The following is a 23172-nucleotide window of genomic DNA, read 5'->3' on the forward strand; positions in this document are numbered from 1 at the left end:
GGTTCGGGAAGCATCCGGCGGATCCGGATACGCGTTTAAAACAAGCAAAGAGATAGACGCCGCAGACGGTGCCAGGTTCCATGCCGGCGCCCTGTTTTCAACGTGGCAGGCGGCTGGATGCTTGAAAAAAACACAGTATTTGCGGCAGATCAAGGGATGGGGCGATCGTGACGCAGGCCATGCCGGCTTGGAAAATGCTGAGAAAGTGGCCCGGCCGTGCGACAATACCGGCCTCGCGGCAGTGCGGCCCAGCGCCGTGCGCCGCGCCCGTCGCGCATAGTCGCGAGTTTGATTGACTGCTTGTTTACCTGTTTTTTTCCGCGACCATGACGCATCCTGAATACATCCTGACCCTGTCCTGCCTGGACCAGCGCGGCATCGTGCACCGTGTTTCCGGCTTCCTGGCCGAACATGGCTGCAACATCATCGATTCGGCCCAGTTCGGCGACCAGGAATCGCAGCTGTTCTTCATGCGCGTGCATTTCGCGCTGGAAGACGCGGCCATCAGCGACAGCGTGCTGCGTGCCGACTTCGCGGCGTTGTCACACGCCATGCAACTCAATGGCCAGCTGCACGACGCGCACACCAAGCCGCGCGTGATGCTGATGGTGTCGAAGATCGGCCATTGCCTGAACGACTTGCTGTTCCGCTACAAGAGCGGCCTGCTGAACGTGGAAATTCCCGCCATCGTGTCGAACCACATGGAGTTCTACCAGCTGGCGGCCAGCTACAATATTCCGTTCCATCACCTGCCGCTGGCGGCCGGTGCGCCGGAGTCGGCCAAGCTGGCGCAGGAAGCGAAAATCATCGAGCTGCTCGACGCCCACCAGATCGACCTGGTGGTGCTGGCGCGCTACATGCAGATATTGTCGCCCGGCCTGTGCCAGGCGCTCGATGGCCGCGCCATCAATATCCACCACTCCTTCCTGCCCAGCTTCAAGGGCGCCAAGCCATATGCCCAGGCGCATCACCGCGGCGTCAAGCTGATCGGCGCGACGGCCCATTTCGTCACCGGCGACCTCGACGAAGGTCCGATCATCGAGCAGGACGTGGAACGGGTCGACCATGCGATGGACGCGGAAACGCTGACGGCGATCGGCCGCGACGTCGAGTGCGTGGTGCTGGCGCGTGCCGTGAAATGGTTCGTGGAACACCGCATCCTGAAAAATGGCAACAAGACCGTCGTCTTCCGCTGACCTCCAACTTCCCCTGACCCAGACACAATGGCACTCAAAGCAACGATATTCAAAGCCGATCTGCAGATCGCCGACATGGACCGCAATTACTACCAGGGCCATGCGCTGACCCTGGCCCGCCATCCGTCGGAAACCGACGAGCGCATGATGGTGCGCCTGCTGGCGTTCGCCATCCACGCCGACGAGGCGCTGACCTTCACCAAGGGCCTGTTCGATACGGAAGAGCCTGACCTGTGGCAGAAAGACCTGACGGGCGCCATCCAGCTGTGGATCGAAGTGGGCCAGCCCGACGAAAAACGCATCCTGAAGGCCTGCGGCCGCTCCGAGCAGGTGATCGTCTACAGCTATGGCGCGACCAGCCATATCTGGTGGAAGCAGATCGCCAACAAGTTGGAACGGGCGAAGAACCTGACCGTGATCAACCTGCCGTCGGACGCGGCGCAGGACATGAGCAAGCTGGCCCAGCGCAACATGCAGCTGCAATGCACGATCCAGGATGGCCAGATCTGGCTCACCGACAGCGTCAACACGGTGCTGATCGACCGCGAGCCGGTCAAGCCGGCGCGCTGATTTTTTCGGCCGCCAGATGAAAAAAGCCCGCAGCGATGCGGGCTTTTGCTTTTACTGGGGGCTGGCGCCCAGGCGCCGGATGCTGCTCGAGCGCTGCATGCTGCGGCTGACATGCGGGTCACCGTAATAGCTGACCTCACCCGAGCCGCCGATGCTGATGGCCAGCTTGTCTTTTGCCCACACCTGCGCTTCGCCCGAGCCGCCTATGCTCACCTGCACGTCATTGGCGGCCAGCCGGCCGGCGCCGATATTGCCCGAGCCGCCGATCGAGGCCGTCAGCTGTTCCGTCTTGCCGCTGGCGTTGAAGCTGCCGCTGCCGCCGATGGCGACCGAGACGATGCGCGCGTCGAGCTGGCCGGCATTGATCGAACCCGAGCCGCCCACGTCGAAACGCAGTTTTTCACCGCGCAGGCCGCTGGCATTGATGGTGCCCGAGCCGCCCACGCTGACCCGCTCGACCTGGCGCGCATGCACCACGATGGTCAGGGCCGTCTGGCGCAAATTGCTGTTGCGCTTGGCCGGGCGGATGCGCAAGGTGCCGTTTTCCACGGCCGTCTCGATCAGCGGCAGGATATTGTCATCCGTTTCGATGGTGACGCCTTCGGTATTGCCGATGCGCAGTTCCACCGTGCCCGGCACGTTCAGCGCCACGCCGTTGAAATTGCCCACTTCGCGCACCTGCTTTTGCAGCTTGCCGCTGCCCTTGACGCTGCTGCCGGCGATCCAGTCCATCGGCGAGGCCAGGCTGGGCGCGGCAGGCGCGAGCAGGGCGAAGACGCTGGCGGCCAGCAGCAGAGCGGTGCCGGCGCGGCGCGGTTGGAAGATGGCGGATGTCATGGTTACTCCCTGTTCAATGGTATGCCTGCATGGTAAGGCGGCTGGGGCGGCCGGCGCAGCACCGTGCGACAGACTGCGCCGTGACGGGCACAGAATGCAGGCTGTGGCGACAGGATGGCATGAGGTATCATGCCGGTATTGCATATAGAACGAGCACTGGAATGACATGTTGATTATTACCATCAAACAAGGCAAGGAAAAAAGCCTGCTGGGCCAATCGTGGATCTACGCCTCGGCGATCGACAAGGTCGAAGGCAAGCCGCAGGAAAAAATGAAGCCGGGCTCGACAGCCATCGTGCAAAGTTCGTCCCGGCAGTTCATTGCCCGCGCCGCCTACAACTCGAAGTCGCAGATCCGCGCACGCATCTGGAGCTTCAGGGAAGATGAACCCGTCGACCACGCCCTGATCAAGCGCCGGGTCAAGGCCGCCATCGAAAAACGCTTGCCGGCCATCAGGAAGGCGGGCGAGAGCCAGCTCCTGACCCTGATCAAGGGCGAGGACGAGGGCTTGCCCGGCCTGGTGGTGCAGCTGTTTGGCGGCGCGCAAGGCTACCTGATCTGCGAGTTCAACGCCGGCGGCGTCGATGCGTGGAAAGTGGCCATCGTGCAATCGCTGATGACCTCGACCGGCTGCCCGAATGTGTACGAGCGCTGCGACGAGCTGCTGCGCAAGGGCGAAGGCTTGCCTTTGATCGACGGGGCCCTGGCCGGCGAGGAGCCGCCCGATGAAGTCATGCTGACCGACAACGGCGTGCGCTATGCGCTCGATCTGAAAACCGGGCATAAAAGCAAGTTTCGTTGATTATTCCAGCGGCACGCTGCGGTATTTATTCACTTCCAATGCGCTGACGGCCGGCGCATCATTGCCCCAGCTGGCGCGCAGATGGCTGACCACGGCCGCCACTTCCCCATCGTTCAGTACCGGACCGTACGGCGGCATGCCGTACGGGCGGGGATTGCCGGCCGTGCCCGGCGCGAAACCGCCGTTGAGCACGATGCGGATGGCGTTGACGGGCGAGTCTGTCAGCAAGGCCCGGTTGCCGGCCAGCGGCGGATAGCCGGGCGGCACGCCCTTGCCGTCCGCCTGGTGGCAGCTGGCGCAATGGGTGTCATACAGCTTGGCGCCCTGCGCCAGCTGCGCCACCGCCGCGTCCGAGGTGTCGCGCGGCGCCCCTTTCACGGGTGGCCGGGTATCCGGCAGGCTTTTCAGGTACACCGCCATCGCCCGCACGTCAGCGACCTCCAGATGCTGCAGGCTTTGCCGCACCACCTCGGCCATCGGGCCGAAGACGGTGGCGCGCGGCGACACGCCCGTGTGCAGCAGTTCCACGATATGGCCGGTGTCCCAGTCGCCCAGGCCCGCCTCCGTGTTCGACGTCAGCGAGGGGGCGTACCAGCCCAGCACGGGGATCAGGCCGCCCGACAGTCCCTCTTCGCTGCCGCCGAGCGTGGTGCGGCTGCTATGGCAGGCGCTGCAGTGGCCCAGGCCCTGTACCAGGTAGGCGCCGCGGTTCCATTCCACGCTGCGCGCCGGGTCGTCCTGGTAGACGGCCGGCTTGAAATACAGCGCGCGCCAGGCGGCCAGCGCGATCTGCTGGTTGTAGGGGAAGCGCAGGGCGTGCGGAAGGTTGGCCTGCCGCTGCGGCGGCACGCTTTGCAAATAGGCGTACAGGGCGTCGCTGTCCTCGCGCCTGACTTTGGTGTAATTGGTGTAGGGAAAAGCCGGATACAGCAGGCGGCCGTCTTTCGACTTGCCGTTGTGCATGGCGCGCCAGAAATCGTCGGCGCTCCATTCGCCAATGCCAGTCATCTTGTCCGGCGTGATATTGGGCGAGATCACATTGCCGAACGGCGTGGACAGCGCCCGTCCGCCCGCATAGCGCACCCCGCCACGGGTGGTGTGGCAGGCCATGCAGTCGCCGGCTTTGGCCAGGTAGGCGCCGCGCGCCACCAGCTGGTCTTGGCTCAGCTTGCTCGGTTTTGCCGGTGGTCCCATATCGTCGGCCGGCCACAGCAGCATTTTCGCGCCCACGCCCGCGATCAACAGCGCGGCCAGCGCCATCAGCGATTTTTTCATGGCGCTCCCCCGGCGGTGGAGCCCGGCACGCTGCCGCAATGCAGCGGCAAGGGTAATGCAATGGCGTCCGCAGGCCGGGCCTTCGCGTCGGCCGCCTGCGTGCCCAGCCAGGCGGACACCGCGCCGACATCGGCGTCGGACAGGCGCCCGGCGATCACGGCCATGCAGTCGGGCGCATAGGCGCGGCGCACGCCGTTCTTCCAGGCGCCGAACTGGGCGTTGATATAGTCGCGCGGCAAGCCCAGCAAGCCTGGAATGGCGGGCGCCACGCCGGCCAGCTGCTGGCCGTGGCAGCTGATGCAGGCCGGGATTTTTTTCACGCTGTCGCCCTGCAACACCAGCTGCTTGCCGCGCGCCAGGGCGCTGCTGCCCGCCGTGCTGGCCTGGGCCGGTGGCGGCACTGGGTGCTGCTGTGAAAAATAGTCGGCGATTTCCTTAAGGTAAGCATCCGGCAGGTGCTCGACCATATACGTCATCATCGGGTAGCGGCGCCGGCCGTCGCGGAAATTGAGCAGCTGGTTGTACAGGTAGCCCGAGGGCTTGCCGGCGATGCGGGGAAAGAAGGCGTCGTGGCGTTCCTCTTGCGCATGGCAGGCAGTGCAGGCCTTGATGCGCTGCGCCAGGGTATCTGGCACTAGTGCCGGCGCGGCCAGCGCCATGCCGCTTGCCATGCCGGCCAGCGAAATCAACAGCCTGGAAAGAGGTCGCCGCATGCTGTACACCTGTATATGCTGGTTTAGTTGCCTAGCATATACTGTTCTCGCCTGTTAAGACAGTGGCAATGGTGTGAAAACGCTATGAATCGGCCGGCATGCTGGCCGGCGCGGGGGCGCGCGGCGTTTTTTGCGGCGCGACCTTGCCGCCATCCGCGATCCAGCGGCGGTACACGCGCAGGGCTACCTGTGCATCGTCGGCCGCGTACAGGATCTGCTTGTCGGACAGGCGGGCCGAGGCCCAGTTGGTGGTGGAGATTTTTTTCGACTTTTGCAGATGCAGGCCGAAGAACTTGGCCACCGCCGTCTTGGCGCCCAGGTCGTTGCGCTGGCCGCCGCGCAGGGCCACCGACAGGTCGAGCACGCCGGCTGGCGCGATGCCCAGCTTGTTGCGCAAGCGCTTGACGTCGTCGGACAGGCCGAAACCGACTTTCAAGGTGACGGTCGATTCGAGGATGGCTTTCAGCTCGGCCAGGGCCGGCGTGGCAGCCGATCCGACCTGGAACAGATAGGCGGTATCGTCGGTGGCCAGCTGGATCAGGTGCGGTCCGGTCGACGACTCGCCCTTGACGAAGGTCGGCTTCGATTCGGTGTCGAAGCCGATCGCGTCCGTCGCCAGCAGGGCGGCCATGGCGGCCTGCGCTTCGCCGGCGGTGCGCACGAGGCGCACGTCTTCGAGGCGGATGCCCTGGTAGGGCGGCAAGGCGGGAGCGGGCGGCTGGAGTGGCGCGGAGGCGTTATCCATGAAGCCGGATCAGCCTTTGCGCGAGAACTTCGCGGTCAGCAAATTGAGCTTTTCCAGGCGCAGGCGGTTGGCTTCCTCGGCCGCTGCCGCTTCGCGCTCGGCTTTCTTGCGGTCGGCTTCTTTCTTGAAGCGCTGTTGCAATACTTGCGTGGCGTGTTCGCGGTGGGTGGCGGTGACTTCCGCGCCGGCTTTGCCGTCGAGGTCGTAGCGCACCTTGGCTTTTTCCATCACGCGCAGGTAGCGCAGCGAACCGGTGTGGATGCCCAACGCCGTGCGCATCAGCTTGCGGTCCAGGTCCGGCAGGCGGGCCAGGATCTGCTTGTCGATACCGATCGACAAGGGCAGGCAATCGCGGAACGGCGGGAATTGCTCCTGGAACTGCTTGAGCAGCGCGCGCGCCGTCAGGCCGGCCGGTGCGGCTGCCGGGGCCGCTGTTACGGCCTCCGGTACAGGCGCAGATGCTGCTGCGGCGTCCGCTTGCGTGTCAGGAGTGGTGGCTTGCTGGTCTGGCGTGGAGCTGGTCATCGACATCGTGGGGTTAGGCTATAAAAGGGGAGCATAGCACGCGCCACAGGCGAGTGCATTGTCTTTTTTGGCAACTTGACACGCATTTGTCCTGCATCGTCGTAATGAAGGCAAGCGCAAAAATGCTTGAATGTGTATAATGTCGGCTTGCGCTGATGACTGCACCGGGTTTTTTACGGCGAGAATCAGATGTACAGGGGATAAAAGCAGGGGATATGAGCATTCCATGGCGGCCTTGATATCCGCCTTGTTGACAGCAGATAGTGTGCTTGTCATTCGGCTTATCGGCACTCATCCATGATCTTGCTCTCCGCTGTGTCTTCACTGAACAACAACAAGCCCGTTCTGGTACGGGCTTTTTTTCATTCCGCAATGTACATCGCTTGTTTATCTGACCCGGCTTCGGCCTCGCCGTCCGGCCCGCCGCTGTTGCAGGATGCGCGGGCTTTGAAGGTTCCGATACACAGGCGCCGCTGCCGCTAGACGGCAGCCGCAACAATACGCTCCATCGAGTCCGGTTTCGCAGGCTTAGGTGGAATCATTCACTTCGCGCCGACACCATCTGGTCTCGCATTAAGAGATATCTCATGAAGAATACGCCAAAAACTTTAACGTTGTCCGCCAAGGCGCCACGCCCGGCCTCCGCGCAATTAGCCGTTCCAAAAACGACTCTATCTTACTTCATCGATAATGCGCAAGCGAATCCGGAAGCGACCGTGGTCACGCCGACCGTGGTGACGGTCGTCAAGAAGAGCCGTTCGCGCCTGGCCGCCGTGCCGCCGCTGGACGTTGCTGCGGAAACGCCAGTGGCTGCCGAGCTGCCAGCGGAAGTGAGCGCTACGGACGATGCCGCCGACGTTGCGCCGGCCAAGGTGCCGAGCGTAAAGATCGCACCAAACGTGAAAGTGGCTGCCGCGCCACGCAAGGTCAGCGAAAGCGCCGCCACCAACAAGGTGGTGACGGCTGCCCGCTCGAAAGTCGTGCGCGCCAAGGTGGAACCGGCGCCCGTCACCATCATCACGGGCGCGCAGGCGGTCAGCAAGACTACCGACGCCGACGCCCTGGCTGCCATCGATACCTCGAACTATTTCCTGCCGACCGTCAAGGTGCCGGGCCGCCGCGGCCGCAAGCCGAGCGAATTCACGCCGGAAAACGACGAAGTGGCGGCACTGAACGCCGTCGAGCGCGCCGAACTGAAGGCCGTCTCGAAAGCGCGCGACCGCAAGGCCAAGGGCGGCGTGGCCGACGCGCTGGGCGATCCGGAAGCGTCCGCTGCCGACCTGGAACGCCGCCGCAAGCAGATCACGGGCTTGATCAACATGGGCAAGGAACGCGGTTTCCTGACCTATGCCGAGATCAATGACCAATTGCCGGAAAACATCATCGATCCGGAAGCGATCGAAGGCATCATCGCCACTTTCAACGACATGGGCATCGCCGTCTACGAGCGCGCCCCTGACGCGGAAAGCCTGTTGTTGACTGACAACGTCGCCACCGTCACCAGCGACGACGAAGTCGAAGCGGCGGCCGCCACCGCGCTGTCGACGGTCGATTCCGACTTCGGCCGCACCACCGACCCGGTCCGCATGTACATGCGTGAAATGGGCGCCGTGGCGCTGCTGACGCGCGAAGGCGAGATCGAGATCGCCAAACGTATCGAAGGCGGCCTGAAAGACATGATTCAGGCGATTTCCGCCTGCCCGACCACCATCGGCGAAATCGTCGCCCTGTCGCAGAAAATCGCGCGCGACGAAATCAAGGTCGATGAAGTGGTCGACGGCTTCGTCGACCTGAACGAAAGCAATGCCCCGGCGCCGGCCGCCGTGGTCGTGCCTGCCGCCGCCACTGGCGACGAAGAGGAAGAGGAAGAAGAAGCGGAAGAGGAAGACGGCGACGCCAATGGCGGCGCGGCCGGCTTCTCGAGCGAACAGCTGGCGCAGCTGAAAAAGAATGCGCTGGAAAAATTCAACGTCATCTCGACCCAGTACGAGAAGATGCGCAAGGCGCCGGAAGGCTACAACTCGAAAGCCTATGTCAAGGCGCAAGAAGCGATCTCGCAGGAACTGCTGGGCATCCGCTTTACCGCCAAGGTGGTCGAGAAGCTGTGCGACACCCTGCGCGGCCAGATGGAAGAAGTGCGCCATATCGAGCGCGCCGTGCTGGAACTGTGCGTGAACAAATGCGGCATGCCGCGCGCCCACTTCATCAAGGTGTTCCCGGGCAACGAGACGGACCTGGAATGGGTCGACCGCGAAGTCGACTGCAAGTATCCGTACAGCGCGATCCTGAGCCGTAACGTGCCGGCCGTGAAAGAGCTGCAGAAGAAAATGATCGACCTGCAGGCCCGCGTGGCCTTGCCGCTGGCAGACCTGCGCAAGATCAACAAGCAGATGGCCGCCGGCGAAAAACGCGCGCGCCACGCGAAACGCGAAATGACGGTCGCCAACTTGCGCCTGGTAATTTCGATCGCCAAGAAATACATCAACCGCGGCCTGCAATTCCTCGACCTGATCCAGGAAGGCAATATCGGCCTGCTGAAAGCGGTCGACAAGTTCGAATACCGCCGCGGCTACAAGTTCTCGACCTATGCCACCTGGTGGATACGCCAGGCCATCACGCGTTCGATCGCCGACATGGCCCGCACCATCCGCGTGCCGGTGCACATGATCGAAACGATCAACAAGATGAACCGCATCTCGCGCCAGATCATGCAGGAAACCGGCAGCGAGCCGGACCTGGCGACCCTGGCCGTCAAGATGGAAATGCCGGAAAACAAGGTGCGCGAAATCATGAAGATCGCCAAAGAGCCGATTTCCATGGAAACGCCGATGGGCGAAGATGGCGATTCGCAACTGGGCGACTTTATCGAAGACAACACCACCCTGGCGCCGCTGGACGCCGCGCTGCACGCCTCGATGCGCAACGTGATCAAGGAAGTGCTCGATTCCCTGACGCCTCGCGAAGCGAAAGTGCTGCGCATGCGCTATGGCGTGGAAATGTCGAACGACCACACGCTGGAAGAAGTGGGCAAGCAGTTCGACGTCACGCGCGAGCGTATCCGCCAGATCGAAGCGAAGGCGATGAGCAAGCTGCGCCAGCCGTCGCGTTCGGACAAACTGAAAACGTTCCTGACGCAAAACTAAGCATGACCAAAAAGAGGCGCAAGCCTCTTTTTTTTCGTCCGTACTTCCCGTCAGGCCGGGCTGGCCACGCCGAATGGCAAACGGATTTCCAGCGTCGTGCCCTGGCCCGGCAGGCTGTCGATCTGCAGCGCGCCACCCAAGGCATGGATGCGTTCGCGCATGCTTTTCAAGCCAAACGCGGCACGCTTGCCATCGTCGCCGGGCTGCATGCCGATGCCGTCATCGCTGATGCGCACCAGCACTTCCCGTGCGCATTGCGCCAGGGTCACTTCCACCGTGCTGGCGCGCGCGTGGCGCAGGCTGTTCGACAGCGATTCCTGGATCACGCGGAACAGGGCGGCCGTCTGGCGCCGGTCCAGCCCTTCGCCGGTGTCGGGATCGGCCAGCCGCAGATGGTAGTGGCTGCCGCCCAGCGTGTTCATCTGCCGTACCAGCCATTCGACGGCCGGCACCAGGCCCAGTTCCAGAGTGCTCGGATACAAATCATTGATGATGGCGCGCACGGCGGTGATGCTGGCGTCGATGGTGGCCAGCGCGCGCCGCGTGTGGCGCTGCAGCCGCGCGTGTTTTTCGCCGGTGCGCGCATGCAGCAGGCTCACGTCGATCTTCAGCGCCATCAGGCTTTGCCCCAGGTCGTCGTGGATATCGAGCGCGATGCGGCGCCGTTCGGCGTCCTTGATGCTTTCCTGGTGATCCGACAGTTCGCGCAGTTGCAGCAGCGACTGGCGCAGCGCCTCTTCCGTGCGCTGGCGCTCGGTGATGTCGATGCCCATGCCGATGATCAGCTGCGGCCGGCCATGCCGGTCGAAAATCGGCTGCTTGTGCGTCAGCACACGCCGGTGCTGCTGCAGACGGTCGTTCCACAGCACGTTTTCGCGCACGATCACGCGGCGCTGCGCAAACGCCTGGCGGTCGTCCTCGCGAAATTGCAGCACCTCGGCGGGGGCGAAATACAGTTCCTCGGTGCGCGCATTGAGGTCGTCCAGGCCAATGCCCCATTGCTGCTCGCAGGCCTGGTTCATCAGCACGATCTGCGAATCGGCGGTTTTCAGGAACAGCGCCAGCGGCAGCATGGAGATGATCTCCTGCAACTGTGTTTCGCTGTGCGCCAGTGCCTGCTCGGCCTCGCGGCGCACGGCGATTTCGGCCGACAGCAATTCGTTCACATCCTGCAACTGTGCCGTGCGCAGCGCGATGCGCTGGCCCAGGTCCGCATGGGCCGTGCTGAGTGCCTGCCGTGCCAGGTGATGTTCGGTCACATCGGTGGCCACCGTCAGCGCTCCGCGCAACTGGCCCTGGCTGCCGAGCAGGCGCTTGCCGCGTATCATGGCCCAGGCCTGGCGGCCATCGGCGCGCACATAGTCCAGCAGGCGCGCGCCGCCGCCATCGTCCTCATCCTCGTCCTCGCGCAGCAAGGCGCACACGCGCAGCAGCGTTGCTTCATCGAACAGGTCGCGGATATTGCGGCCGATCAGTTCTTGTGCGGGCAAGCCCAGCATTTCTCCCATGCGCCGGTTGGCCTCCAGGATGTTGCCGGCGGCGTCGGTCTGCCAGACGCCGTCCTGCACCGCGTCGCTGAATTCGCGGTAGCGCGCGCGGCTCGCTTGCAGTTGCCGGCGCAGCAGGTGAATGACTGTCGCCAGCAGCACGGCCACCAGTCCCAGGGCGAGAGCGGCGATACCCGCCGCATGCAGCAGTTGAAACGACGGTTGTGCCATCGGTGCCTTTGAATATCGGTACGGTGGCGCGCGCCGCTGCACATGGTCGGACAGATATTATTCCCATGCATTGTAATGCTTTACTTACATTGCTTTAAAAATAATTTCTACCGTGCATCAGCCACTCTATTGATTGCCGTGTCGCAATAGTGCCATGCCTGTATTCGCTTACAATCGGCAGCACTGATCAATCGCTGCTATCCTCTGGAGCACGCTGGCTATGACAACCTGGAAGGCGCATTCTCATGCGATTGCTGTTTTGACGGTATTGACCGGCCTGTCCGGCCCTGGCCATGCCGCGCCACCTGCTGGCGTGCGCGATGCGCTGGAAGCGCCGCTGGGCCTGCATCCGGGCCGGGATTTTCGCCTTGCCGACGGCAAGTGCGTCGATTGCCCGACCATCCCGCAAGCGATGTTCTATTTCCGCGACGAAGTCATCGCGGTGCCCGCGCCGGGCCTGCCCGTGTCCGGCCATTCAAGCGTGGCGCGCGGCAAGGACGATGTGCGGACCTGGGCCGCCGGCGCGCAGGCGCAGGCGCTGGCCTATCCCGGCCTGGTCTGGCTGGGCGCGCCGCAGCTGCTGCCCGACGCCACCTTTTCAGCGGACGGCGCCAGCCTGCGCCTGCCCACGGGCGACGTGCTGCCATGGCGGCTGACGCCGAAGATCGCCACCAATCTGTCGTATTTCGACGCCAGCTCGCGCGCTTTCTTCGAGGGCAAGCCGGTGCGCGTGCGCGGCACCCTGGAACAGGTCGACGGCCTGCAGCGCTACACGGCGCGCACCATCTGGCCGAACGAGTTTGCGATTGGCGCCAGGGCGCTGGCGCTCGAGCCATTGAAGGGCAAGGACGGCCTGGTCGACTATGTGCGGGCGCACGATGGCGGCGCGAAGAGCGCCTATTCGAACCGCCTGGTGTGGCAGCGCCAGCCCGGCGCGGCCAGCCAGTGGGAAGGCAAGCCGGTGCTGGCCGTCATGCTGAACGGCGCCCAGGGCGATGACGACGAAGCCTACGGCGGCCATTTTGCGATCGCCACCGGCACCATGGGGCCGCGCGGCGAGTTTGCCGACTGGATCGTGAACAATTTTTATGGCCTCGACGCCTATGGCGAAAAAGGCATTCTGGCCGCGCCGGTGCCGATGGATAACTACCTGGCCGACCTGAACAGCGGGCAAGCGTATTACCGGCCGTCGTACATGCTGGTCGCCGTGCTGAACCATCCGCGCACCGCACAGGCCTACCAGGGCGGCGTGCAGCGCCTGTACAACCAGTATTACCGGCACGATATCGCCTACGACGGCGCGCTGAACAACTGCGCGGGGCTGAGCATGGATGTGTTCGACGCACTGGGCTGGCATATTCCGGGACGCGGGCCGACCCATGCGCTGATGGCCCTGGCCGGCTACCCCTACAAAGCGATCAGCAAAGCGAGCCTGAAGGAAGGCCGCAAGGCGTATGACTACCTGAGCGAGGAGCAGACGCGCCTGTATCCGGCGGTGGCCTTCGACGCGGCCGGGCAGGACCTGCTGCAGCTGGTCAGCGGCACGCCGGGGCGCACCCTGACGCCGTTCGAGCAGCAGCTGCGCAGCGACGTCGAGGCCCTGATCCTGGTGCGGATTCCGCAAATTCCGTCGAGCCGGGCGTTCGGTTCGGCGCCCGTGTTTTCGTATGGCGAATACATGTCGCGCACGCCGCCCGACCCGGCCGACTGGAAGATCGTGCCGGTCGAGCCGCGGCCGTTTCCGGCGGCCCTGCGCGATGGCCTGGCCAGCAATCCGCCGCCACGCGGTTTGCTGCCGTGGCCGGTGGCGCTGGCCGGTGGCACCTTGCTGGCGCTGCTGCTGGGCGCGGGCCTCTACGCGCGCCGGCTGTGGAAAAAGCGCCGGCGCTGAAGCTTAGCCCGTATTGCGCAAGCCCGCCGCCACGCCGTTGATCGACAGCTGGATGCCGCGGTGCACGCGCTCGTCGACCTTGTTTTCGGTCGACAGGGCGCGGTGGCGCTTGATCAGTTCCACTTGCAGGTGGTTCAGCGGATCGAGGTAGGCGAAACGGTTCTGGATCGAGCGCGCCAGCAGCGGATTGCCGGCCAGGCGTTCCGTGTTGCCGGTGATCAGCTCCAGGCACTGCAAGGTATTGCCATGCTCTTCCGTGATGCGCTTGTAGATGCGTTCGCGCAATTCATGGTCGGCCACCAGTTCCGCATAGCGCGAGGCGATCGCCAGGTCGGTCTTGGCCAGCACCATGTCCATGTTCGACAGCAGGGTGGCAAAGAAGGGCCATTCGGCGTACATCGTGCGCAGGGTGGCGATACGCTCGTCTTTTAAACCTTCCGCCTGGTTGATCCACGCGCCGATGGCGCTGCCGAAACCGAACCAGCCCGGCAGCAGCAGGCGGCACTGGCCCCAGGAAAAGCCCCAGGGTATCGCGCGCAGGTCTTCGATGCGCTGGTTGGCCTTGCGCGAAGCGGGCCGCGAACCGAGGTTCAGTTCGGCGATTTCGGCGATCGGCGTAGCGGCAAAGAAATACTCCGTAAAGCCCGGCGTTTCATAGACCAGGTGGCGATAGGCCTTGTAGGCCAGGTTCGACAATTCCGCCATCACGCCTTCAAAGTGCGCCAGCTGGGCCGTGTGCTGCGGGTTTTCCGCCTGCGGCGCCAGGCTCGCTTCCAGGGTGGCGGCCACCAGCAGTTCCAGGTTGCGCCGGCCGATTTCCGCATTCGAAAACTTCGAGGCGATGATCTCGCCCTGTTCCGTCAGCCGGATCTGGCCGTTGACGGTGCCTGGCGGCTGGGCCAGGATGGCTTCGTAGCTGGGTCCGCCGCCACGGCCCACCGTGCCGCCGCGGCCGTGGAACAGGCGCAGCTTGACACCGGCTTGCCGGAAGTCGGCCACCAGCGCCAGTTCGGCCTTGTACAGCTCCCAGTTCGAGGTCAGGAAACCGCCATCCTTGTTCGAGTCGGAGTAACCAAGCATGACTTCCTGCAATTGCCCCTGTCTGGCGATCAGCTGCTTGACCAGCGGCAGCGCCATCGCGCGGCCCATGATGCCCGCCGCGCGCTGCAGGTCGGGGATGGTTTCGAACAGCGGGATGACCATCAGCTCGCCGCTGGCACTGTCGCCATCGATCCGCAGCAACCCGGTTTCCTTTTGCAGCAGCATCACTTCCAGCAGGTCGGACACGGTTTCCGTGTGCGAAATGATGTAGTTGCGGATCGCCCGCGCGCCGTAACGGGCGCGGATATCGCGCGCCGCGCGCAGGATCGCCAGTTCGGAATCGGTCACCTCGTTGTATGTGATGAAGGGCGAATACAGCAGGCGCGGCTGCGCCAGTTCACTGAGCAGCAGCGCTTCCCTGGCGTCCTCGCCAAGGGCGCAGTAATCGCTTTCCACGCCGCTCTTGGCGAACAGGTCGGCCAGCACTTTTTCGTGCACGTCCGAGGTTTGCCGCATGTCGAGCGACGCCAGGTGGAAGCCGAAGATGTCGGCCGCGCGCGCCAGCGTGGCCAGGCGCGGGCGGGCCAAAGCGGCGCCGTGGTTCGCCTCCAGCGAGGCGATGATCACGCGCAGGTCGGCCACAAAGGCGCCAGCGTCGGGGTAGGCTGCGGCCGCGCCCACTTCCTTGCGCAGGATATTGGTCGCGCCCAGGGCGCGCGCGGTGGCGGCCAGGCGCGCATAGATGCCGATCAGGGCGCGCCGGTAGGGCTCGTCGCTGCGGTGCGGCGACGCGTCCGGCGACTGCTCGGCCAGCGCCTGCAGTTGCGTGCTCACGCCCACCATCAGGGTCGACACCGACAGTTCGGCGCCCAGCGCGTGCACTTCGTCGAGATAGAAATCGAGGATGGTGGTGGCGTGGCGCGCCAGCGCATGCTGCATGGTGCCGGCGTTGACGTTCGGATTGCCGTCGCGGTCGCCGCCGATCCAGCTGCCCATCTGCACGTAGGCCGCGGCTATCGGCGTGACGGTACCGTCAGGATGCGGATATTCGGCGGCGATATCGTCCTCGATATCGTCGTACAGGGCCGGCAGTTCGCGCAGGAAGGTGATGCGGTAGTAGGACAGGGCGTTTTCGATCTCGTCGGCCACCGTCAGCTTGGAATAGCGCAGCATGCGCGTTTGCCACAGGGTCGCCACGCGCGAGCGCAGCAGCTGCATGTTGGCCAGGCGCTCTTTGGGCGTTTGCGGCGTGTCGCGTTCGGCCAGCAGGCGCGCGATGTCGTGCTCGGCGTCGAGGATGCTCTTGCGCTGCACTTCGGTCGGGTGGGCCGTCAGTACGGGGGCGATCAGGGCGTCCTGGAAAAACGTGTCGACGGTGGCGCGCGGCACGCCGGCGGCGCGCAGCTTTTTCAGCGCAAAGGACACGCTGCCCTTTTGCGCGGGCGAGCCGGCCAGCAAATGGGCGCGGCGGCGGCGGATATGGTGCTGGTCTTCGGCGATATTGGCCAAGTGCGAAAAATAGGAAAACGCGCGCACCACGGAATTGGTCTGTTCGCGCGTCAGCTGCTTGAGCATGGTGTCCAGTGCCAAAGCGGCGTCGGCGTCTTCCTCGCGGCGAAAGCGCACCGAGGTCTGGCGGATGGTCTCGACCACGTTGAAGACGGCGTCGCCTTCCTGTTCGCGCAGCACGTCGCCCAGCAGGCGGCCCAGCAGGCGGATATCTTCTTTCAGCGGCGCGTCCTTGTCCGGGCTGGAGGCGGTGTCTGTTTCTGCTGCACTGGCTTCATTAAGCATGTTTAAGTACCAAAGTAGGTGTAAAAGAAAAGAAACGGCAACTGCGCCGGGCGTTCAGCCGCAGCGGGGAGGGGGGCGCATGATAAAATTTATGATCTTGAACATGGCGTGTGACTGGCTTTGCCGCGTAGGCAAAGGAACAATAATTATAGCGACGCCGCGCGCGATCCCGACAAAAGAGTGGCATTGCCAGCGGCGAAACAACAACGACAGCGAAAGAACTTGTGTTGAACTCATCCGAAATGTCCCCCGAATTATCTGTCCCGGCCAAGCTGGTGATCGCCTCGCGCGAAAGCCGGCTGGCCATGTGGCAAGCCGAGCATGTACGCGCGCGCCTGGCCGCGCTGTATCCGCAGTGTAGCGTTGAAATCCTCGGCATGACCACGCGCGGCGACCAGATCCTCGACCGCGCGCTGTCCAAGGTAGGCGGCAAGGGCCTGTTCGTCAAGGAACTGGAAGTGGCGATGGACGAAGGCCGCGCCGACCTGGCCGTGCATTCATTGAAGGACGTGCCGATGGAACTGCCCGAAGGCTACAGCCTGGCCGCCATCCTCGAACGCGAAGACCCGCGCGACGCCTTTGTATCGAACGACTACGCCAGCCTGGATGCGCTGCCGCACGGCGCCGTGGTCGGCACCAGCAGCCTGCGCCGCCAGTCGCTGATCGCCGCGCGCTACCCGCATCTGACCATCCTGCCGCTGCGCGGCAATCTCGACACGCGCCTGGGCAAGCTCGATCGCGGCGATTACGCGGCCATTATCCTGGCCGCCGCCGGCCTGAAGCGCCTGGGCCTGGAAGAACGCATCCGCGCCGTGCTCGACCCTGAATACAGCCTGCCGGCCGCCGGCCAGGGCGCGATGGCGATCGAAATCAGGAGCGAACGCACGGACGGCGTCGACCTGTTCGCCTTGCTGGCGCCATTGAATCACCAGGCGACCGAGCAGGCCGTCACGGCCGAACGCAAGGTGTCGAAGATCTTCGGCGGCAGCTGCCAGATTCCGCTGGCCGCGTTTGCCACCGTCGATGGCGGCCAGATGCGCCTGCGCGCCATGGTCGCCACGCCGGACGGCGCCCGCATGGCCAGCGCCGACGTCAGCGGCGAAGCTGGCGCACCCGAGCAGCTGGGCGAGGCCGTGGCCGAACTGCTGCGCGCGCAGGACGCCGCCGGCATCCTGGCCTCGTGCGCGGTGACGCCCGACCAGCACGAAGGCCTGGCGCCGCATGCCTGACCCTGCGGCCACGGCCAGCGTGGTGATCACGCGGCCGGCGCAACAAGCCGGGCCGCTGGCCGCCAGCATCGCCGCGCTGGGGTTGAAAGTGGCACTGCTGCCGCTGCTGGAAATCCGTGCGCTCGACGGGCAGGAAGAATGCGCACAGTTGAAAAGTGTGCTGGCGCGCCTCGATGATTATGCGCTGGTCGCCTTTGTCTCGCCGAACGCCATCGACTGCGTGTTCGCCCACTTGCCCGCCTGGCCGGGCGGCGTGGCGCTGGCGGTGGTAGGCGAGGGCAGCCGCCTGGCCCTGGCCGCGCATGGCGTCAACGCATCGAACGCCAGCATCACCAGCCCCGGTGAGCATGCGCGCAGCGATTCCGAGCACTTGCTGCTGGCGCTGGATTTGCCGGCCCTGCGCGGCAAGCGCGTGCTGATCGTGCGCGGCGACGGCGGCCGCGATTTCCTGGCCGACGGCTTGCGCGCGGCCGGCGCCCAGGTCGACTTCGTCACCGCCTACCGGCGCGCCGTGCCGCCGCTGACGCCAGCCTTGCGGGCGACCCTGGAACAGCTGTTGCAGCATAATCATGACTGGATCATCACCAGCTCGGAAGCGCTGCGCGGCTTGCTGTCACTGCTTACTGAAATGGACGGGGAAACGGAGGAGGAAACGGCGTTTGTTGTAAAAATGAAACAACAGCATTTGATCGTGCCGCATGCCCGTATTGCACAGTCTGCGGCCGAGCTGGGCTTTGCCCATGTGACCTTGACAGGATCTGGCGACGCAGGCGTGCTCGCCGCGTTACAATCACGACCATGAACGAAATGCCTACACACTCAGAACCGACTCCAACGCCTGGCAGCGCCGTCTTGACGACGCCGCAGGCGGCCGATCAACCGGGCGGCGTCCCCTATGGCCGCGCACCGACTCTGCTGGAGCAGCTGCAAAAGCCGATGAGCATCGCCGTCATCGTGCTGGCCGTGCTGCTGGCGGCGCAAAGCTGGTCGAGCAGCAAGCAGATCCGCAACCTGCGCGAGGAAGTGGCCAAGCGCCTGCAAAAGGGCGACATCAGCAACGCCGAAACGGGCGTGGTCGCGCGTAATGTGCAGGAAAGCAACAAAGAACTGCAGATCAAGGTGGGCGCGCTGGAAAACCGCCAGAGCGAAACGCAAAGCCAGCAACTGGCGCTGGAGCAGCTGTATAACGATTTGTCGAAGAACCGCGACGAATGGGCCCTGACGGAAATCGAGCAAGTGCTGTCGACCGCCAGCCAGCAGCTGCAACTGGCCGGCAACGTGCCGGGCGCCCTGATCGCGCTGCAAAACGCCGACCGCAGCCTGTCGCGTTCGGACAAGCCGCAATTCATCACCATCCGCCGCGCCATCGGCCGCGACATGGAAAAGCTGAAAGCCTTGCCGAGCGTCGATTCGACCGGCGTGGCGCTGCGCCTGGACGCCGTGATCGCCCAGATCGACGCCTTGCCGATGCTGTCCGACGAAAAGCCGGCGCTGCCGGCCGCGCCCGAAAAACCGGGCAAGGCGGTGGCGGTACGCAATGCGGCCGGCAAGCTGGTGGGGCCGCCGGCGCCCGAACCGCTGCTGCAGCAAGTGCGCACTGGCTGGGATACCTGGAGCGGCGACATGTGGAACGACGTGCGCCAGCTGATCCGCATCCGCCGCGTCGATACGCCGGAAGCGCTGATGCTGTCGCCGACGCAGTCGTACTTCCTGCGCGAGAACATCAAGCTGCGCCTGCTGAACGCGCGCATGGCGCTGCTGTCGCGCAACGAGACGGCCTTCAGGAACGACCTGATCGCCGCCCAGGATGGACTGGCCAAGTATTTTGACACGCGCGCGCGTTCCACGCAGACGGCGCAAGGCTTGCTGCGCCAGGTACAGGCCAGCAACCTGACCATCGAAATGCCGACCTTGTCCGACAGCCTGACCGCTGTGCGCAACTACAAAGCGAAGTCCTGAGCCCATGCGTCTATTTCTCTGGTTACTCGCCCTGATGGCCGCGGCGATCGGTATCGCCGTGACGGCCCGTTTCAACCCCGGCAACGTGGTGCTGTTCTACCCGCCTTACCGGATCGACCTGTCGCTGAACTTCTTCGTGCTGCTGCAGGTGACCCTGTTCGCGGTGCTGTACTTCCTGCTGAGGGCTTTGCGCGCCACCGTGCGCATGCCGGCCGAAGTGGCCGCTTACCGCCGCCGCAAGCGTGAACGCGACGGCAACAAGGGCTTGCGCGAAGCCTTGAAGGCGCTGTTCGAAGGCCGCTTCGGCCACGCCGAAAAAGCCGCCCTGCGCGCCGCCGAACTGGAAGAAAACGCCGGCCTGGCCGCTTTGATCGGCGCGCGCGCCGCGCACCGCATGCGCCAGGCCGAACGCCGCGACAGCTGGCTGGCCCGGGTCGAAGGCGATGCGGCGCTGAAGACCGCGCGCCTGATGACGGTCACCGAACTGCTGGTCGACGACCACCAGCCGGAAGCGGCGCTGGCCGCCGTGCGCGAATTGAACGCCAGCGGCACGCGCCATATCCACGCGCTGCAATGGTCCTTGAAAGCCGAGCAGCAGGCGAAGAACTGGCCCGAAGTGCTGCGCCTGGTGCGCTCGCTCGACAAGCACCGCGCGCTGCATCCGGCGCTGTCGTCGCGCCTGCGCGAACTGGCGTATGAACACCTGCTGTCGGACCGCACGCATGACGCCGAGTCGCTGATGCGCGTCTGGTCGACGGTGCCGACCAGCGACAGGGTCAAGCCCTATATCGCCTGCCGCGCCGCCACCGCACTGAACGCGCGCGGCCTGCACGATGAAGCGCGCCTGGTGTGCGAAGAGTCGCTGGCCGCCGACTGGGACGACCGCGTCGTGCGCGTCTATCGCGAAGCGGCCGCGCCGTCCGGCACGCCGGCCCTGCTGCTGCAGATCGAGCATTGCGAACAGTGGCTGAAACAGCGTCCGCTGGACGCCGAACTGGCGCTCACTTTAGGTTCCCTGTGCCTGAAACAGAAACTGTGGGGCAAGGCCCAGCGCCACCTGGAGCAGGCCCTGTCCGACGCCAGCGACCCGCGCATGGTGCGCGACGCCCACCTCAAACTGGCGCAGATGCACGACGCCTTGCAGCAGCAGGAGCAGGCGGCGGCGCATTACCGGCAGTGCGCGCTGGCGACGATTTTGTAAGCCAGGCCGCCAACAAAAAACCCGTCTTGCGACGGGTTTTTTTGCTCTGGCGCGAGGGATCAGAACTTGAAATTGGCCGTCAGCAGCGCATTGCGCGGATCGCCATACACGCCCGTGCCATACGACCCCATGCCCGGCATATACGTTTTGTCGAGCACGTTGTTGACGTTCAGCGCCAGCGACAGGCGCGGGCCCACCTGGTAGCGCGCCATCAGGCCCACCACCGCGTAGCTGGGCTGGGTGGCGCGCCAGCGGGCGGCCGTTGACAGCTGGTAGTACGTCTCGCTTTGCCAGGTCATGGAGCCGCCGACGGTCCAGCCGGCAGGCAGGGTCCAGGCGGTGCTCAGCTTGAAAAGATGCTTGGGCTGGTTGGTGTTGACCGCGCTGAGGATCAGGTTGGGCTGCGGCGGAATATGCGAGGTGCGGAAGGTATAGCCGCCGGCCAGGTTCCATGCCGGCGTGACCTGGCCCGACATTTCCAGTTCCACGCCCTTGCTGGTGACGCCGGCAATCGGCCGGTAGATTTCGCCGCCCGTCACGCTGTGGATGCCCTGGTATTGCGGCGCATTGTTTTGTTCGATCTTGAACACGGCCGCGCTGGCGTTGATTTTGCCATCGAGCCATTCGCCCTTCACGCCCGCTTCCATGCTCTTGCCCGTCAACGGATCGAGCGAGCTGTCACTGGCGTCCTTGTAATAGGTCTGCGGCTTGAAGATGTCGGTGTAGCTGGCATACAGCGACCAGGTATTGTTGAGGTCATACACCACGCCCGCATACGGCACCACTTTCGCGCTTTCATCGAGGTTGTCCGACACGGTTTTCACGCCGGCCACCGACACCTGGTAGTCGTACAGTTTGTACCAGCTGGCGCGCGCGCCGAGGATTACCGACAGATCGTCAAGCGGGCGCAGGCGCACGGCCCCCGACACGCCTTTTTCGGTGATGGTGGTGTCGCGGTCGGCGCGTTTTGTCTGCGTCGGCAGCACCAGGTTGCCATCCCACAGCCGGTAGTCGGGCACCGTCACCAGGCTGCTGGTGTACATCTGGGCATCCTTGTTCTGGCGCGAATAGCCGGCGCCCAGCATCAGCTCATGCTGGCGGCCGAACAGGGTGAAGGGGCCGGTGGCGGCCAGGTTGGCGCTGTCGGTGCTCGCCTGGGTCGGCAGCGGCCCACCGAGCAGGCGGATGCCGGCGCCGGTTTGCTGGTTCATGTAGCCATTGTAGGCCGAGCCGTACAGCACGTCTTTCGACTGCTTCAGATGGCTGGCGGCGGCGTCCAGCTTCCAGCCGTTGTCGAACGCGTGCTTGACGGTGGCGAAGGTGTTGGTGCTGTCGTTGTCCCAGTACGACCAGCGCGCGGCCGGGTTCAGCGAGCGGCGAAAATGCGTCTGCGAGCCGTCGCTGTAGAACAGCGGCAAATGGCCGAAGGTGGCGCCGTCGGCGCGGCTCTGCATGTAATCGACGCCCAGACTCAAGGTGGTGCGCGGCCCCAGGTCGGCTTCGACGATGGCGTACAGGCTGCGCGTGTCGCGCTTGTAATAGTCGATATACGAGTCGGCATTTTGCGCGGCGGCCACCACGCGGCCACGCACGCTGCCGCTGGCGTTCAGGGACCCGGAGACATCGGCCACGCCGCGGTATTTGTTCCACGAACCGAGGCTGCCATTCACCGACGCGGCAAATTCACGGGTCGGGCGCTTGCGCACCAGGTTGATGGTGGCCGACGGATTGCCGGCGCCGGTCAGCAGGCCGGTCGCGCCTTTCACCACTTCGACCCGGTCGTAGACGGCGCTGTCGCCAATCGCGGTGGTGTACTGGTTCGAGCTGTCGAGGGTATTGGGCATGCCGTCGAACTGGAAGTTTTCGATGGTGTAGCCGCGCGCATAAAAGGTGGCGCGTTCGCTGTCGTTGCGCCCGACGGTCACGCCGACGACTTTTTCCAGGATGTCGGGCACGCTGTTCAGGGCCTGGTCGTCCATCTGCTGGCGCGTGACGATGCTGACCGACTGCGGCGTCTCGCGCATCGACAGGGCCATGCGGGTGGCCGTGCCCATCACGGGGGTGGTGTAGCTGCCGCTGTTTTCGGTGACATTGGCCGCCTCGGCGCGGGCCGTGACGCTGACGGGCGCCAGGGTCTGTTCGCCGCCCGCCGTTTTGCGCAAGGTATAGCCGCCATTGCCCTGGTCGACCACTTCCAGGCCGCTGCCGGCCAGCAGTGCGGCAAAGCCGGAGCCCGGCGTATGCGTGCCCTGCAGGCCGGGCGAGGTGCGCCCGCTGGCCAGCGCCGGGTCATACGTCAATGCCACGCCGGCCGAGGCGGCGAACAGGTTCAGGGCCGAGACCAGCGGGCCGGCGGCGATCTGGTAGGGTTTCGCCGTGGCGGCGGCCGGGGCGGCGATGGCGACGGCCGGCAGCGACAGCGCCATGGTCATGGTTAGCATCGCGCCGCGGGTGGCGATGGCGAGGGGAAGTAGCGTGCAGCGGTGATCAAGCATGATGGGCCCAGTGAGATGATAGACAGGTGGTTGGTGTT

At 64.7% G+C, this 23172-nt stretch carries 17 protein-coding genes; 9 read left to right on the forward strand and 8 right to left on the reverse strand.

The genetic code is table 11. The annotated features are described in order from the left end of the window. Positions 1-326: 326 nt before the first annotated feature. Both purU and ACP7B7_RS20320 read left to right on the forward strand, forming a co-directional pair. Entirely contained in the window at positions 327-1196 is an 870-nt protein-coding gene (gene purU, locus ACP7B7_RS20315) for a formyltetrahydrofolate deformylase (RefSeq protein WP_426077865.1), read from the forward strand. 27 nt (positions 1197-1223) lie between these two features. Next, a complete protein-coding gene (locus tag ACP7B7_RS20320; RefSeq protein ID WP_308922213.1) occupies positions 1224-1766 on the forward strand; it encodes a YaeQ family protein in 543 nt (180 codons plus the stop codon). 51 nt (positions 1767-1817) lie between these two features. Here ACP7B7_RS20320 and ACP7B7_RS20325 read toward each other — a convergent pair whose 3' ends face one another. Then, on the reverse strand, positions 1818-2603 hold the full coding sequence (locus tag ACP7B7_RS20325; RefSeq protein ID WP_426077866.1) for a head GIN domain-containing protein: 786 nt from the start codon (positions 2601-2603) through the stop codon (positions 1818-1820). Positions 2604-2769: 166 nt separating this feature from the next. Here ACP7B7_RS20325 and ACP7B7_RS20330 point away from each other — a divergent pair, with 166 nt between their 5' ends. Continuing rightward, the gene (locus ACP7B7_RS20330) at positions 2770-3405 is read left to right on the forward strand and encodes an SAM-dependent methyltransferase (protein ID WP_426077867.1); all 636 of its coding nucleotides are present in this window, start codon (positions 2770-2772) and stop codon (positions 3403-3405) included. On the opposite strand, the gene ACP7B7_RS20335 is transcribed toward ACP7B7_RS20330, so the two are convergent. The 4 genes from ACP7B7_RS20335 to ACP7B7_RS20350 form a co-directional block, all read right to left on the reverse strand. Next, positions 3406-4680 carry a c-type cytochrome gene (locus ACP7B7_RS20335; protein WP_426077868.1) on the reverse strand — a complete coding sequence of 425 codons (1275 nt, stop codon included), beginning with the start codon at positions 4678-4680 and terminating at the stop codon, positions 3406-3408. Beyond that, on the reverse strand, positions 4677-5393 hold the full coding sequence (locus ACP7B7_RS20340) for a c-type cytochrome (RefSeq protein WP_426077869.1): 717 nt from the start codon (positions 5391-5393) through the stop codon (positions 4677-4679). The genes ACP7B7_RS20335 and ACP7B7_RS20340 overlap by 4 nt, the downstream gene beginning before the upstream one ends. Positions 5394-5475: 82 nt before the next feature. Continuing rightward, positions 5476-6138, reverse strand: a complete 663-nt coding sequence (locus ACP7B7_RS20345; protein WP_426077870.1) for a 3'-5' exonuclease — start codon at positions 6136-6138, stop codon at positions 5476-5478. Positions 6139-6147: 9 nt separating this feature from the next. Beyond that, on the reverse strand, positions 6148-6663 hold the full coding sequence (locus ACP7B7_RS20350; RefSeq protein ID WP_426077871.1) for a ProQ/FINO family protein: 516 nt from the start codon (positions 6661-6663) through the stop codon (positions 6148-6150). Between the two features lie 587 nt (positions 6664-7250). Between ACP7B7_RS20350 and rpoD the strand changes: the two genes are divergently transcribed. Continuing rightward, a complete protein-coding gene (gene rpoD, locus ACP7B7_RS20355; protein ID WP_426077872.1) occupies positions 7251-9806 on the forward strand; it encodes an RNA polymerase sigma factor RpoD in 2556 nt (851 codons plus the stop codon). A 50-nt stretch (positions 9807-9856) separates the two neighbouring features. On the opposite strand, the gene ACP7B7_RS20360 is transcribed toward rpoD, so the two are convergent. After that, a complete protein-coding gene (locus ACP7B7_RS20360; protein ID WP_426077873.1) occupies positions 9857-11524 on the reverse strand; it encodes a PAS domain-containing sensor histidine kinase in 1668 nt (555 codons plus the stop codon). A gap of 220 nt (positions 11525-11744) precedes the next feature. Here ACP7B7_RS20360 and ACP7B7_RS20365 point away from each other — a divergent pair, with 220 nt between their 5' ends. Further along, positions 11745-13415, forward strand: a complete 1671-nt coding sequence (locus ACP7B7_RS20365; RefSeq protein ID WP_426077874.1) for a hypothetical protein — start codon at positions 11745-11747, stop codon at positions 13413-13415. 3 nt (positions 13416-13418) lie between these two features. On the opposite strand, the gene ppc is transcribed toward ACP7B7_RS20365, so the two are convergent. Beyond that, positions 13419-16250 (reverse strand): phosphoenolpyruvate carboxylase, encoded by a 2832-nt coding sequence (gene ppc / locus ACP7B7_RS20370; RefSeq protein WP_426077875.1) that lies wholly within the window; start codon positions 16248-16250, stop codon positions 13419-13421. 242 nt (positions 16251-16492) lie between these two features. Here ppc and hemC point away from each other — a divergent pair, with 242 nt between their 5' ends. Genes hemC through ACP7B7_RS20390 form a run of 4 tightly spaced genes read left to right on the forward strand, consistent with a single transcriptional unit; the run spans position 16493 to position 20639 of the window. Further along, positions 16493-17479, forward strand: coding sequence for a hydroxymethylbilane synthase (gene hemC, locus ACP7B7_RS20375; protein ID WP_426077903.1), 987 nt, complete (start codon positions 16493-16495; stop codon positions 17477-17479). Continuing rightward, complete coding sequence (locus ACP7B7_RS20380; RefSeq protein ID WP_426077876.1) at positions 17472-18281, forward strand: uroporphyrinogen-III synthase; 810 nt, start codon at positions 17472-17474, stop codon at positions 18279-18281. The genes hemC and ACP7B7_RS20380 overlap by 8 nt, the downstream gene beginning before the upstream one ends. Further along, entirely contained in the window at positions 18278-19438 is a 1161-nt protein-coding gene (locus ACP7B7_RS20385) for a uroporphyrinogen-III C-methyltransferase (RefSeq protein WP_426077877.1), read from the forward strand. The genes ACP7B7_RS20380 and ACP7B7_RS20385 overlap by 4 nt, the downstream gene beginning before the upstream one ends. A gap of 4 nt (positions 19439-19442) precedes the next feature. Continuing rightward, positions 19443-20639, forward strand: a complete 1197-nt coding sequence (locus ACP7B7_RS20390; protein ID WP_426077878.1) for a heme biosynthesis protein HemY — start codon at positions 19443-19445, stop codon at positions 20637-20639. Between the two features lie 59 nt (positions 20640-20698). Here the strand turns inward: ACP7B7_RS20390 and ACP7B7_RS20395 are convergent, their stop codons facing one another. Further along, the gene (locus ACP7B7_RS20395) at positions 20699-23080 is read right to left on the reverse strand and encodes a TonB-dependent siderophore receptor (RefSeq protein ID WP_426077879.1); all 2382 of its coding nucleotides are present in this window, start codon (positions 23078-23080) and stop codon (positions 20699-20701) included. Between the last annotated feature and the right edge of the window lie 92 nt (positions 23081-23172).

The organism is Janthinobacterium sp. PSPC3-1 (assembly GCF_049896105.1).
GTDB lineage: Bacteria > Pseudomonadota > Gammaproteobacteria > Burkholderiales > Burkholderiaceae_D > Janthinobacterium.

Bases quoted from the DNA above. Each gene is read 5' to 3' on its own strand.
- purU (WP_426077865.1), top strand. From the start codon at position 327: ATGACGCATCCTGAATACATCCTGACCCTGTCCTGCCTGGACCAGCGC.
- ACP7B7_RS20320 (WP_308922213.1), top strand. From the start codon at position 1,224: ATGGCACTCAAAGCAACGATATTCAAAGCCGATCTGCAGATCGCCGAC.
- ACP7B7_RS20325 (WP_426077866.1), bottom strand. From the start codon at position 2,603: ATGACATCCGCCATCTTCCAACCGCGCCGCGCCGGCACCGCTCTGCTG.
- ACP7B7_RS20330 (WP_426077867.1), top strand. From the start codon at position 2,770: ATGTTGATTATTACCATCAAACAAGGCAAGGAAAAAAGCCTGCTGGGC.
- ACP7B7_RS20335 (WP_426077868.1), bottom strand. From the start codon at position 4,680: ATGAAAAAATCGCTGATGGCGCTGGCCGCGCTGTTGATCGCGGGCGTG.
- ACP7B7_RS20340 (WP_426077869.1), bottom strand. From the start codon at position 5,393: ATGCGGCGACCTCTTTCCAGGCTGTTGATTTCGCTGGCCGGCATGGCA.
- ACP7B7_RS20345 (WP_426077870.1), bottom strand. From the start codon at position 6,138: ATGGATAACGCCTCCGCGCCACTCCAGCCGCCCGCTCCCGCCTTGCCG.
- ACP7B7_RS20350 (WP_426077871.1), bottom strand. From the start codon at position 6,663: ATGACCAGCTCCACGCCAGACCAGCAAGCCACCACTCCTGACACGCAA.
- rpoD (WP_426077872.1), top strand. From the start codon at position 7,251: ATGAAGAATACGCCAAAAACTTTAACGTTGTCCGCCAAGGCGCCACGC.
- ACP7B7_RS20360 (WP_426077873.1), bottom strand. From the start codon at position 11,524: ATGGCACAACCGTCGTTTCAACTGCTGCATGCGGCGGGTATCGCCGCT.
- ACP7B7_RS20365 (WP_426077874.1), top strand. From the start codon at position 11,745: ATGACAACCTGGAAGGCGCATTCTCATGCGATTGCTGTTTTGACGGTA.
- ppc (WP_426077875.1), bottom strand. From the start codon at position 16,250: ATGCTTAATGAAGCCAGTGCAGCAGAAACAGACACCGCCTCCAGCCCG.
- hemC (WP_426077903.1), top strand. From the start codon at position 16,493: ATGTCCCCCGAATTATCTGTCCCGGCCAAGCTGGTGATCGCCTCGCGC.
- ACP7B7_RS20380 (WP_426077876.1), top strand. From the start codon at position 17,472: ATGCCTGACCCTGCGGCCACGGCCAGCGTGGTGATCACGCGGCCGGCG.
- ACP7B7_RS20385 (WP_426077877.1), top strand. From the start codon at position 18,278: ATGAACGAAATGCCTACACACTCAGAACCGACTCCAACGCCTGGCAGC.
- ACP7B7_RS20390 (WP_426077878.1), top strand. From the start codon at position 19,443: ATGCGTCTATTTCTCTGGTTACTCGCCCTGATGGCCGCGGCGATCGGT.
- ACP7B7_RS20395 (WP_426077879.1), bottom strand. From the start codon at position 23,080: ATGCTAACCATGACCATGGCGCTGTCGCTGCCGGCCGTCGCCATCGCC.